This window comes from Oculatella sp. LEGE 06141 (genome assembly GCF_015207605.1).
Taxonomy (GTDB): domain Bacteria; phylum Cyanobacteriota; class Cyanobacteriia; order Elainellales; family Elainellaceae; genus Oculatella.
The window spans coordinates 1-13,561 of record NZ_JADEWO010000016.1 but is presented as its reverse complement, the minus strand read 5'-3'; the positions used below and the strand labels follow the sequence as shown (position 1 = coordinate 13,561).

Here is a 13,561-nt window from a genome sequence, read left to right as displayed (position 1 = left end):
TGTATTTTTAGGATCGTGTAAAACTTCTAATCCTCAACCCAACCAAGCAAAACACGAAAATAAAGAGCTAAAAGAAACGTACTACCTGATTAAGCGCGGGCTTCAGCACGCTCAACACCTGCATTCAACTCCTCATCCTTACGCTTTTTGCGAAGGGCTGCAATGCTCATTCCCACTAAACCGGGTAATAGAGCAGGGGTAGGAATTTCGGTAACTTGACCGAATGTTAGAGAGAAGTTTGCAGTCCTTGTATTTTCACCTGCTGAATTAAGACTGCCAACAACCTGGGCCAAGGCTCCTGTACCATCTTGTCTTCTGATAATACCACTTAGATTGTAGTCAACAGAGCCAGAAGCGACACCAGGTGCACCATTGAAAGCAACTTCGTTCCCTGCAGCAAGGTCAAAGACCGCCTCTACACCGTTAAACTTGAAGCCAGTTATGTAGCTACTGACTCTTTCGTAGCTAGCATTATAGAAACCACCAGCAGTAGAACCAGATAAGAGCTTTAAGTCCTTGATTTCCAAGTTAGCGACTGTTGCTGTGAACTGGGCATCGTTAATTATTGCACCATCGGTTAATTTAAGAGTTGCTGGCAATGATCCTAATGGTTCATAGTCTGCTGTTCCACCGATGAAAAAAGCATGTGCAGGAGCTTGGGCTAAAGCGACGCTTGATACAGCAGCTGCAGTTGCTACCAAGCCAAGGCCAATGTTTTTGAAGTTCATAGTTGAATTTACCTTGTGTGTACCTTGAACCGTTTACGTGTATCGAACTCAACCCGCAAGGCAACTGACGTTAAGACGCAACATCACGACGTTCTGCTTATGACATGGAACTGGGAACAATCAAGGATGAGCTTTGTCTCAGTTGTTAGATAGCTGAAGCAGATATCGCTAGTTTCACCATTCCATCAGTGCAGTGTTGGTAGAAGCATTTGCACCCTGAAACTTAGCGATTACACCGTAGAAATATCTCTAATATCACTCTGATATTGATTCGATCCTAGATAGTTCTACAGCATTAATCAAGACGGAATGGGGTTAATTCATGCTGGCTTGATATTTGTCGTCATTACATTTGCCTAGCATGAACCATGTATCATCTCATCACTTCCAAGCATTGGCAAACGCTTGATTGATTAACCCAAAATACTGCTTTGCAATCACCGTGGGCGTGAAATGTCGCTGCAAATATCGACGCCCTGCATTGCCCATATTTTCAGCCAAACGTTGATCCACACTGAGGTGGCGAATAAACTCAGCCAGCCGCTGGCCGTCGCCATTTTCAAACGTGGCACCACAGTCAGCATCCTTAATGATCTGGTTCAGATACGACTCCTTAGAACAAATCACCGCGATCGGACGCCCTGCTGATAATGCCGAATACAGTTTACTCGGTGCTACTAAGTTCTCCATTCCAGGGCTTACACTTACCAAAGATAGATCGCAAGCTGTTAATGAATAAGGTAGTATCTCTTTGTCCTGGTAAGGCAAAAATTGAAAATTCTTTAGTCCAAACTGCTGAACCTCTTCAATGAGGACATCACGTCCAGCTCCGCCACCGATGAAGACGAATTCGATCGGGTCATCTTGTAATCGCTTGGCTGCTTCCAGAATCGTGTCCATATCATGACAACGACCCATGTTGCCGGAATACAAAACGGTAAACTTTTTCACTAAGTTGTGTTTCCAGGCAAACCAATTTTTATTCTTGGCGATCGGTACAATACGCTCCGGATCTGCCCAACTGTGAATCACCGAAACCTTATCAGCCACATCCGGACAAGCAGATATTACTCGCTGTTTCATCGCCGGGCTGAGTACAATAATTTTTTCGGCATTGCGCCAAACAAGACGATTCACGTTTCGCCATACCCGAGCCACCCAGTGCTGTGCCGGAACCACTCCCAACTCAACAGCAATATCTGGGTACAAATCGTAAAGCAGGCAAACATACGGCATACCAAACCAGAGATGAGCCAGATACCCCAACACAGGCAGAAAGGGAGGTGCCGTGGTGATCAAGACCAAATCGCGGCGGCGGCAGTTCTTTAGCAAATGTAAAATGGCTCGCACGCTAAAGATGAGACCATTTACCGCTTTACCACGAATGCGCTGAGGCCACATTTGCGATGTGCGCGATCGCTTAATTTGCACCAATCCCTTCTTTTCATAGATTGGAGCATTAGTCGCCCGAAACGCATAGCCTGGTTGTCCAGTAAATACTTTAACGTCTATTCCTTGCTCTCCCAAGTGTCGAACCAGTTCATCCAGCAGTTGCCCCGTTGCCGCAAAATCTGGAGGAAAGAACTGAGTAATCACCGAGAGTTTAATTGGGCGTTTCGTTTGAACAAAGGGCTGTGTTACAGCATCAATGGAATCAAAGCCGAACCAGGTGGTTTTTTTGAGCCGATAGTTTAGTTTCACGAATGCTACCAACCTAATAAAAGTGATGTTCAAATGGCGGATAATCCGCAAAGTTGATAGATGCCCTGGTTTCTTAGCCCAACCAACCTGCAACTTAATTGCAGTAAATGAATGCTGACGGAATCAATGACGAATAGAGCGGAATGCTTTCCAGGTCGTACACCCTAGTAACCCAGTTGCGCTAGCCAGGATAGCTGTACTGGTAGGAACCCCGGCAAATGCGATCGCTAAACTTCCAGACCAGAAGGTTAAAACATAAATCACCAGAACTGTGAAGCGATGGGAAAGTCCCGCTTGCAATAGCCGATGATGGAGATGCCGCCGATCGGCTCTAAAGGGCGATCGCCCGTTGCACAACCGAGCTACAATCACGGCTGACATGTCTAAAATAGGCACTGCCAAAACGAAAAGCGGTATTAGAATCGCAGTAGCCGCCGCACTTTTAACCAATCCAACCACGCTGATGCCCGCAATGGTGAAGCCAATGAAATAGGAGCCGCTGTCTCCCATGAAAATTTGGGCTGGATTGAAGTTGTAGTACAGGAAACCCAACAAACTTCCAGCAAGAGCGATGACAACAGCCGCCGCCGCCAGATCTCCTGTAAAGAGGCAAACCGTAAAGAGTGCCGCCGCCGCAATACCAGACACACCAGACGCTAAACCATCCAGACCATCAATCCAGTTAATTGCGTTCACAACACCTGTTAACCAGATAACCGTCACGGGTAAACTAAGCCAGCCTAGATGAACAATGTCCATGCCCGGAACAGTGAGGAACTCAATCTGAACACCCAGCATCCAAATGAGGCTAGAAACTCCCCCTTGCATAAACAGCCTCAATAAGGGCGACAAACCGATGAGATCATCTACTAAACCGATCAGGAAAAAGCTGCTGCTTCCCAGCATCACCCAGCCAATACTGGAAACCGTTTCAGGCGGTAGATGGTCAAATCCGCCCAATCCAAATACAAGGATAAGCGGAATCAACGTTCCAATACAGATTGCAATACCGCCTAGCCGCACGATAGGACGACGATGAACCTTACGTGTTCCAGGCAAATCAACATATCCATGCTGAAGCGCAAACGCGCGAACTAGGGGAGTACTCCAAATTACAATCACTGCGGCCAAGACAAAAACCAGCAGATAGTACAAAGACAGCAACATGAGGATTAGGAAACGGCGAGGAGTGGATGAAAAGACTACAAAACGAGTCTGCAACTCTAAAACAACCTGGCAGAGGCTCCCCTTGTATCTCAACCAAACCCTCAATGTTAACTGAAGGGATCTACCTGCTTCAGATAGATTGAGGTCTGGAGAAATATATCAAAACCTGTTAGAGAATACTGGCTTATTCTCAATGGTTGAACGTAACACCATTCCAGAACGGCACCATGTAGAAATACTTGTGAATCAAAATTGATGGTTTTGTACAGGCGTCCCACATTGAACCGGGAGTTTGGAGTGACAATTGCTGAGATGCTCAAAACCCGTCTTAAGTCGTCGTTGAGATAAATACCTATTGAGAGTTTGCTAACGAATGTGGTGATGCTAGCTAACAAGGCAGCTTTTGTTCAGTTACTTTGCTCAGTACAATCTCTTACGTGGAACTGCCTACTTCAATAACCCTGTATCTCGAAGTTGAATTGATACTAAAGCTATATTGATGACCTTTGTATAAAAAGTTTCTAGCTTCACTTTATCTTTAAGTAACTACCACTTTTATATGTAGTTTGCTTATTGATCTCTATTTCTGCTGAGGCAATCTCCTGAACCAGGCTGAAACAAAGCGCTCTAAGCATTTTTTAAAGTTCCATCTCAATCTGTTTTCTAAACTGACCTCGACACAAAATCACCTATTTAAGGTAAGTAAATAGGCTGAAAACAATCCGAGCAATTGCTGATCAATCCTTGTCCGTTTATAGAAGTAGAGAGACGAATCTTATTCTCAGCACACGAGATCAATTGCCGATTAGTTTTAGATCAACGGTCTGTGTATATCAATTAAGTAAAATCACATGGTTGATTTAAGTAGGTACATTTAGGTTTCGAAGTGGTATATGGGAAATTCGTTTGAATTTCAATCAGCGTTTAGCAGGAGGTTGGAGCCGCAGCTAAACAAAAGCTGGCGATACGTAATGTGGGTTAATTAATGCTTGTGCAACGCAGCACACGAAGACAGATTGCCGAGCCAACTGACTTTCTCCGAGCGGCAACCCATAAGCGAACTTCTATATTGATAGGATTTTTGACTAGCTCCACGCCCTTCAGCGTGTATTAAGCCAGTCAGAATAATTAGCGGCAGCGGTTGGCAGCCACCCCCAGGCAAGACAGTACTACAAAACAGCACTGACAAAACTTCACAAACCGCTACTGGTAATCAGCAAAATCTTTAAGTGTCTCTCCTGATCGGTATGTAAACGTTGGTAGTAAGGAGTATATCTGAGACTCATTTCAAAAAGCCGTTTAGACAGGTTGATGCGTTCTGATATCACTTGCCAACCCTCAAGCATCTAGAGCAATACGTATTGAGGTGTTACAGGCGTTGATGGAGATGTCTTTAGCGATAGGTGTTACAGTTCATTCCAGTCACAACCGTTTATTTAAGATTGCAATAGGGTATCCCTTAATGCGTGCGGTATTTATTCTATCTCTATCAGCAACGGCTCTTAGCCGAATTGGGTTTGTGGTGGCTCACGAGCCAAATGTAAACGTCCAAGCTTCTCCTCAACCCTCGCTTCCAAACCCAGCATTAGAGGCTAAGCATCTTTCTGCAAAACATCAGTTTAAGCAATCAGCTACTACTGTTGTTCCTGAATCAATGGCTGTGAGTCGATCGGCTCTCAAGCGATCGCCCCTCCCCCTCCATGCACCTCCTCCATTCGCAGAGACAGCATCAGCCGTTCCAGCTTCTCTACCCAAACCGATCGGATCGGAAACCCAGCCACTCGTTTATCCAACCGTCACTCCACCAGACACTAGCCATCTGCCCTGGGACGCCATTGTTGCCCGTTCCTTAAAGTCCAGTCCGGGCGAACTACCCACCACTGTGCGATCGCAAATTGCCAGGGAAGTAGCACTGTTTTCGCTAGCTGATGACGTTGCACCTGATGAGCGCACCGCGAACGAAGGGTCGCCAACCAACGGCAGTGATGCTCCAGCAGATGTAGTTCTGGTTCAAGCGGCTTCAAACGCAACGCCGACAAATGGTGTTAGCCCTACAAACGTTGATGAAACCTATACGCTAGGGCCGGGAGACAGCATCTCAGTCAGCTTCTTCAACGTCCCTGAATACAACGGTCAATACCAGGTTTTGGTGGATGGCACCCTGAACATGCCTACCGTCGGCAGTATTTCAGTTAAAGGCATGACCCTGAGAGAGGCTGGAGATGCCATTTCGTCTCGTTATAGCGCTGAACTGCGCCATCCTAGAGTCACGATTGGTCTCATAGCGGCTCGTCCATTGCAAATCGGTATTTTAGGAGAAGTTGGACAGCCTGGACTGTACACATTACCCCTGGTTGGGGGTGCCCAATTTCCCACACTGACGCAAATTATCCAAACGGCTGGAGGCGCAACTCAAGCAGCCAATCTTCGGCAAATTGAAATACGCCGACCCACTCGTTCTGGCTCCCCGCAAACCATTACCGTCAATTTGTGGGACTTTTTACAGAATGGCGACTTAAGCCAAAATCTGAGCCTGAGAGATGGCGATACTATTTTCATTGCCGCCACCAGTGAAGTGAACCTGGCCGAAACCGCCCAACTGGCGGATTCCAATCTGGCAAGCAATACAAACGAGATGATTGACATTGCCTTAATTGGAGAAGTCAATCGCCCCGGTGCCTATAAGTTGCAGGGAGGGATTGGCAATCGCCCGACGCTGACTCAGGCAATCCAAACAGCTGGTGGCATTACGCCCTCAGCCGACCTTCGCGAGATCCAGATTCGACGCGCGACTCGCAGAGGCGCAGAACAGCTCATCAACATCAACCTTTGGCAACTGGTGCAGTCGGGCGATCTGAGCCAGGATTTAATTCTGCAAGCAGGAGACACCATCCTCATTCCAACCGCAGGAGAACTGACGACGGCAGAAGCTATTCAGCTAGGATCGGCTAATATCTCTCCGACGGCTATTCAAGTCAGTGTGATTGGTGAAGTTGGAGCACCGGGTTCAGTAGATGTACCGTCTAACGCCACATTGAACCAGGCCATCATCGCGGCAGGGGGGTTGGGGCCACGGGCACAACGCACCGTCAAGTTGCTGCGGCTTAATCCAAACGGTACGTTGTCTGAACAGGAGGTTCAGGTTGACCTGACTCAAGGCATTGACCCTAACACGAACCCTATTGTACGAAATAACGACATTATTGTAGTCAATCGCACTGGGTTTGCCAGACTCTCGGATGGACTCTCCAGCCTGCTAGGGTCTTTCTTTATGCTCAATCCCCTTTTTCGTCTGTTGCCGTTTTAACCGCGTTCGTTCTCATTCACCTGTGCGTTTTGTATCGTTCCCTGCACACCATCAACCTAGCAAAATGAACAATGGAGAATGCCTCCTCTGAGTCTTTAAACAGCCACCAGGGTGATCGGTCTTTACCGCCATTACAGCCCAACCTGCTTCCGGTGCCAACCCTGCCAGCACCAGATGAACCCAAAGAGGATTGGAACGTCAAGCAGTTGCTGGCAATGGTACGGCGGCGATCGCTCGTCATTGCAGGCGTAGCGATTACGGTGATGACGTTTATGTCTGCCTCAACCCTGACCGAACAGCCCGTGTATGAAGGTCAGTTTCAGCTATTGGTTGAACCCGTTAACAGCAGCGATCGCAACGTATCAGAACTAACCTCAGGTTCAAGTGGAAGTTCAGGCCGCTCTGAGCTGGATTATGAAACCCAAATTCAAGTTCTGCGAAGCCCAGAGCTATTGACAGACATTGCAGAAGGGTTGCAAGATGCCTACCCAGGACTCGGCTATGAGTCCATTCCGGGTCAATTAAGTATTAGTCGTTTGGGAAAGACCAAAATCCTGGAAATTCGCTATCAGGATACCGACCCGGCGCGAGTTCAGGCTGTATTAAAACAAGCGGCTCAAGAGTACTTAGAATACAGCTCCAAAGAACGACAAACCAACTTGCGCCAGGGCATCCAATTTGTTGAAAACCAGTTACCGTCCAGTCAAGAGCGGGTTGATCAGCTTCAGCAAGACCTGCAAGCGTTTCGACAGGAATACAACTTTATTGATCCAGCCAGTTATGCAGGGCAAATTACAAGCCAGGTTGAGAGCTTAACTCAGCAACGGCAGACGGTTGAACAGGCATTATCACAAGCCAACTTTCGTTTGAATAACTTAAAAGACGAAGCAGGAGCAATCGCCACGCTCAATAACTCGCCCGCCTATCAGCAGCTCGTTAGCCAGATGAAGCAAATAGATGCTGAGATTGCAGTGGAGTTGACTCGTTTTCAGGAGCAGAATCTTGCCATTCAAGTGTTACGAGAGAAGCAGCGAAATCTGTTGCCCTTGATCAGTCAGGAAGCCGAGCGCATTGTAGGAACCGAATTGGCTGCGGTCACCACCGAAATTCGGGCATTAGAAGTACAGCGTCAGGCGATCGATCAGGCGCAACAAAAATTGAACCAACAGATACAGCAATTGCCCGTGATCGAACGACGGTACAACGATTTGCAGCGAGAACTGCAAGTGACAACCGAAAGCCTTAACCGCTTTTTGGCAGCCCGTGAAAACCTGCAAATTGAAGCGGCTCAGAAGGAAATTCCCTGGCAAGTTGTCAGGGAACCAGTGCAACCGGGGGCACCTATTTCTCCTGACGTTAAGCGTGGCCTGATGATGGGCTGTTTTGCTGGGTTGGCCGCCGGGTTGGGTGCGGCTTTCATGCTTGAAAAACTAACGGATGTTTATCGCACCGCTGAAGAACTACAACAACATACTAAATTACCAGTGCTGGGGGCGATTCCGTGGTACTCGCATCTGGCAAGTATTCAAAGCCAGTTCTTCCTGGATTCAGACAAACTAACGTCAGAGGAGAGGATGTCTTTCTCATCGGAGGAAATGGCCAACAGACGCTCACTGATGCAAACGTTGTTGCCTGGAAACACTCTTGATGATTCGTCAATATTTATAGATGCATTGAGACTGCTCCACACGAATATTCAGTTGGCCAATCTCGGTCAACCGATTCAATCCCTGGTTGTCAGTTCAGCAGGTTCCAGCGATGGTAAATCGACGATCGCCCTTAATCTGGCTCGAACAGCCGCAGAAATGGGAAAACGAGTATTGCTCATTGATGCTGATTTACGCCATTCGCAGCTTCACACGTGGTTAAACTTTGCCCATCCTAAGGGACTCAGCAATTTGCTGATCGGAGAGTCGTCCCTGAGCGACGTGATCCAGAAGCCGCTGGAGTCTGTTGATTTGTACGTCATTCCTGCCGGACAGATCCAGGCCGATTCAACCAAGTTGCTCTCATCATACGTCATGCATTATTTGATGGATGATATGCTTCAGTCCTTCGATCTCGTAATTTATGACACGCCATCATTGATTGGTCTGGCGGATGCCAATGTGCTGGCTACTCGAACCGATGGAGTGCTTCTAGTGGTTCGGCTGGGTAAAACTGAGCGTTCTGCTGTAACCCAAATGTTGACCAGTCTCAAGTTGCCCAAGACTCCAATTTTAGGTCTCGTTGCTAATGGAGTATAAGGGGCTATTTTAAAAGTGCTAATGGTCAAACTGCTTCCTGTTCTGGCTTAACCGCAGGCGCTAAGCCCTCCATCTGGGGAGCTTTGAAACGTTCGGCAAGCGTGACCCAAGCTTTATTTCATCGTGTAAGCCGCTGAACTACGTGCAAAGTACCTGGTATAACTATTGGATTATCCAAGTCTACACGTACGATATGAGCCGCGATCGCATCCGAAATTTGGGCATTACAATTGGCACCTTTCCAACCGGTAAACATAATGCTATTACAGACGTGCCAGGGGTTCTGGTGGGTCATACCACCCTGCTGTACGATCAGCCGCGAGTGGCTCGAACAGGGGTAACGGCGATCGTGCCACGGGATGGGGCAATCTGGACGGATTATGCCTTTGCAGGACACTACGCCTTTAACGGCAATGGCGAGATGACAGGGATGCTGTGGCTGGAAGAATCTGGAATGCTGGGGTCGGTGATTGGCATTACTAATACCTATGCTGTAGGAGCGGTACACGATGCGCTCATTTCCTACTGGGTCGATCATGGTAAAGACGATGGCTTTCTGTTGCCGGTAGTCGCTGAAACCTACGATGGCTGGCTCAATGATATCAACGCTTTTCATGTCACCAAAGAGCATGTTTATCAAGCCCTGGCTAAGGCCAGCAGCGGATCGGTCGATGAAGGAAACGTGGGTGGCGGCACTGGCATGATTTGCCATGCCTTCAAAGGAGGGATTGGCACGGCTTCCCGTCTGGTGAGTGTGGCTTGCGGTAGCTATACTCTGGGGGTGCTGGTACAAGCAAATTATGGCGATCGCTCCTTGCTGCGCGTGAATGGTGCCCCGGTAGGTCGCGACATTGATCACCACCAGATTGCGTTGCCGTGGGTTACTTCACCTTGGGATGGTTCAATTATTGTTGTGATTGCGACCGACGCACCGCTGCTTCCAGCTCAATGCAAGCGCTTAGCCAAACGAGCCACCGTGGGTTTGGCACGGGTGGGCGGCACCGGGCACAACAGCAGTGGTGATATTTTCCTGGCTTTTGCAACGGGCAATCACTTGCCCTGCAACTGTTCAACGCTGCGATCGCTGGAAATGGTTCCCCACGGCCAGATGAATGCTTTTTTCGATGCGGTTGCTGAAGCGGTAGAAGAAGCCATTCTCAATGCCTTGTCAATGGCTGAAACCATGAAAGGGCTGCACGATCGCGTGGCCTATGCCCTGCCATTAGATCAATTAAAACGAGTATTAATTCACTATCAGGCGATGCGTTAAGTTTGGCGTTCCACTGCTCCCAACGCTTTCAGGGTGGCGCGTTGCGCGTCGGTTAATCCACGAACGCCAGCAATATTTAAGTGTTCATAGGGCTTGTTGACGCGCAACACGTTCAAACACTCCCCAGTCGCACTGTTCCACAGTCGAATGGTTTCATCGCGGCTGGTGCTAGCTAGCAGTTGGCCGCTTGAACTCAGGGTGGTAGACCACACACCGTCCTCGTGACCGTCAAACACCGCCACACATTCTTGAGTATTGATGTTCCAAACCTTGATGCTGGAATGACCCAAACTGCTGTCACTGACCAGAATTTGGTTATCAGCAGTAAAGGCAACGCTGAGTACTTCGTCTGTGAATCCGTCTACCGTTTTAAAGCACTGTCCAGTGTGGACGTTCAGCCACTTCACGGTTAAATCATTGCTGCAACTGATCAGCGTCTCTCCATCAGGACTAAAGCTCACTTTCCACACCTGTGCCGTGTGAAGTTTTAATTGGTTAAGGCATTCCCCCGTTTTACTGTCCCAGAGACGAACCGTGCCATCGTCGCTGCCGCTGGCAATCAGTTGCCCATCAGGGCTGATCGTAGCAGACCATACTTGAGTATTGGGGTGGGGTAGAACATGCAGACACTCCCCCGTTTGGCTATTCCAGACTTTGACAGTACAGTCGCTACTGGCGCTAACCAATGTGCGATCGCCCCCGCCAAAATCGAGCATCCAAACAATGTTGTCATGGGCAGCCAGTGTCCACATACAGGCTCCAGTATCCACGTCCCACAGTTTGATCGTGCCATCTTCACTGCCGCTGGCAAGCCACTGTTTGTGGTAGCTAAAGGCAACGGTTTGCACCTGGCTGGAATGTCCGCTCAACGTTTGTTCAAGCCGACCTGTTTTCACATGCCACAGCCTGACGTTTGTATCATTTCCGCCGCTCGCTAGCAGTTGTTCATCTGAACTAAACGCAACCGACAAATTCCAATTGGAATAGCCCTGTAGTGTTCTAAAACAGTGCCCGCATTCCACATCCCATAATTTAATAGCCTGATCGCTGCTGCCGCTGGCGATCGCCGCACCACCATGAATGAACGTTGCCGCATGAATTCTGCCCACATGCCCCAGCAGCCGTTTCAAACTGGCATTTTGATCCAGTGCCCAAAGCCGCAACGTATGGTCACCACTACCGCTAACAAACCGCTGCCCGTCTGCACTAAAGGCAATCACTTGAACGGCTTTGGTATGTTCGCTCAACACCTTGAGGCATTGATCATCGCTGATCTGCCATAGTTTAATGGTTTGATCGCTGCTACCCGTAACCAGAATTTCGCCACGCGGATGAAAGGCCAAACATAGGACTGGTTCTGCATGAGCCGTCAGTTTTCTTAAGAAAGTATGGGTCGATAAATCCCACCAGTGGACTGTACCATCCTCATGCCCCATCGCTAAGATAGAACGGCCATCAGGCTGAAACGCGATCGAACGAATACCCGTTTGCGCTGGCACCAACCCAATTAGTTCGCCGCTACGAACAGACCACCACCGCACGGTTTGATCGTTACTGGCACTGGCTAACATCTCACCATCGGGACTGAAGGCGATCGTCCACACCCGGCTGGCATGGCCTCTCAAGGTTTTCAAACAGCGCCCCGTTTTTACATCCCAGAGTCTAACCGTATGATCGCTACTGCCGCTTGCGAGTAAATTACCATTGGGACTAAAGGCTAAGGCTCTGACCCAATTGGTATGCCCGTCCATTGTTTGAAGCTGCTTGAAATCAGCGACTTGCCACAGGTAAATATGCCCGTCGGCATCTCCCGTTGCTAACTGTTCCCCATTGGGACTGGCTGCGATCGAAAGAACGCTGCTAAATGCCTGAGTAAAGATAGAGTGGGTTAAGTCGGCATTGGAAAAATTAACGTGATGGAGCCGTTGACCGCGCAAGTCTGCCTGCCAAATCGCTAAATTTGAAAAGTCGTACCCGTTCAACTCCACACCCAGTTGGCACAGCACATTTAAACTATTGCCGCCTCCGTAACCTGGCTGATCCGAAAACTGGTGGTGGAGCCACGAAATAATCGTTTTTAACTGCGACTCAACGGCTCCCTTGCTGCCTAATACAGCAAGAAGTTGATTAACCAACGGCTGTAAAATGAGACGGGTTTGAATTTCTCGAATATGATCTTTTCCTTGAGCTTTAATCAGCGCATGGCTATTAAACCGTTGAATCTTTCGATCGAGAATCTCTTGTTTAATGACCTTAATAAAATGGCTGGTGACATACTCCATAATGACGGGCTGTTGTGTAAACAGGTCAGAGTTGCGCTCAATTAAACATCGCCTGCGTAAGGATAGCAAGCTTGCAATTAGTTCATGTTGCGAGGTAGGGGATACAATATCGGCTTGTAGCTCTGAAGATGAAACAGGTTCACGCGCGATCGCCAGCCAATACATCACTTCTTGCTCGGCATTGGACAACCGCTCGAACTGCCGAGCGATTAGATCATTGATATCATCAAAAAACACCTGGCCGCGCCTGAGGTAGTCTTGAATGAACCTGGAGATATCTCCATTCAAGATTTCATGAATGGCAGAAGCCGTAATTTTCAGCGCCAGTGGATTTCCGGCATAGTGCGCCATCAGCATTGACCACTCATGATCTGACCCGGTAAACTTGCCCACTTCGGCAAATAGCTCTCGTCCCTCTGCTTCAGACAAACCCGTGAGCTGCATGGCTCGAACGGGTCTAGTGGCTCCCTCAAGCACCACCAATTCGCGGTGCTTTTCTCGACTCGTCATCAGAATACAGCTCTGATGAGGAACGGCTCCAAGTTGCTGGATCAAGTCGCCATAGTCAGCATAGCCATCCAGATAATATCCCGTTCGATCGTGTAGCGTTCGAGCGCCGCTACGCAGAACCGAGTCGGCATTGTCCAATAGAATCAGGCAGCGATGCCGATTTAGATAATCAATAAAGCCGGACACATCCGTCTCGGTTTCTTTCCCGTTCGACAAAAACCGAACAATGCTGGACAACACCGATTTGAGCGGTGGCGCATTCCGCAGCGATCGCCACACAACGTACTCGAACCGATCTTGAATCTGGTGTGCTAGTTTAAGCGAGAGTGCGGTTTTTCCCAGCCCCCCCA

The 13,561-nt window shown here is 48.6% G+C and carries 7 protein-coding genes; 3 read left to right on the top strand and 4 right to left on the bottom strand.

The window, feature by feature from the left end:
* Positions 1-89: 89 nt before the first annotated feature.
* From IQ268_RS13100 to IQ268_RS13090, 3 genes are all read right to left on the bottom strand, one after another.
* Positions 90-728 (bottom strand): PTPA-CTERM sorting domain-containing protein, encoded by a 639-nt coding sequence (locus tag IQ268_RS13100; RefSeq protein ID WP_193879359.1) that lies wholly within the window; start codon positions 726-728, stop codon positions 90-92.
* A gap of 381 nt (positions 729-1,109) precedes the next feature.
* Complete coding sequence (locus tag IQ268_RS13095) at positions 1,110-2,378, bottom strand: glycosyltransferase family 4 protein (protein ID WP_370584660.1); 1,269 nt, start codon at positions 2,376-2,378, stop codon at positions 1,110-1,112.
* Between the two features lie 174 nt (positions 2,379-2,552).
* Positions 2,553-3,596 (bottom strand): glycosyltransferase family 4 protein, encoded by a 1,044-nt coding sequence (locus tag IQ268_RS13090; RefSeq protein WP_193879353.1) that lies wholly within the window; start codon positions 3,594-3,596, stop codon positions 2,553-2,555.
* Between the two features lie 1,387 nt (positions 3,597-4,983).
* On the opposite strand from IQ268_RS13090, the gene IQ268_RS13085 reads away from it, so the two are divergent.
* From IQ268_RS13085 to IQ268_RS13075, 3 genes are all read left to right on the top strand, one after another.
* The gene (locus IQ268_RS13085; protein WP_228035329.1) at positions 4,984-6,903 is read left to right on the top strand and encodes an SLBB domain-containing protein; all 1,920 of its coding nucleotides are present in this window, start codon (positions 4,984-4,986) and stop codon (positions 6,901-6,903) included.
* Positions 6,904-6,974: 71 nt separating this feature from the next.
* Positions 6,975-9,149: a polysaccharide biosynthesis tyrosine autokinase gene (locus IQ268_RS13080; RefSeq protein ID WP_193879350.1), complete on the top strand. Its 2,175-nt coding sequence runs from the start codon at positions 6,975-6,977 to the stop codon at positions 9,147-9,149.
* Between the two features lie 193 nt (positions 9,150-9,342).
* A complete protein-coding gene (locus IQ268_RS13075) occupies positions 9,343-10,419 on the top strand; it encodes a P1 family peptidase (RefSeq protein WP_193879540.1) in 1,077 nt (358 codons plus the stop codon).
* Here the strand turns inward: IQ268_RS13075 and IQ268_RS13070 are convergent.
* On the bottom strand, positions 10,416-13,561 hold a 3,146-nt coding region (locus tag IQ268_RS13070), incomplete at its 5' end, for a pentapeptide repeat-containing protein (protein ID WP_193879347.1). The genes IQ268_RS13075 and IQ268_RS13070 overlap by 4 nt on opposite strands.

Excerpts from the sequence above, each read along its gene's own strand:
- IQ268_RS13100 (WP_193879359.1), bottom strand. The coding sequence starts at position 728 with ATGAACTTCAAAAACATTGGCCTTGGCTTGGTAGCAACTGCAGCTGCT.
- IQ268_RS13075 (WP_193879540.1), top strand. The coding sequence starts at position 9,343 with ATGAGCCGCGATCGCATCCGAAATTTGGGCATTACAATTGGCACCTTT.
- IQ268_RS13080 (WP_193879350.1), top strand. The coding sequence starts at position 6,975 with ATGGAGAATGCCTCCTCTGAGTCTTTAAACAGCCACCAGGGTGATCGG.
- IQ268_RS13090 (WP_193879353.1), bottom strand. The coding sequence starts at position 3,596 with ATGTTGCTGTCTTTGTACTATCTGCTGGTTTTTGTCTTGGCCGCAGTG.
- IQ268_RS13085 (WP_228035329.1), top strand. The coding sequence starts at position 4,984 with ATGTCTTTAGCGATAGGTGTTACAGTTCATTCCAGTCACAACCGTTTA.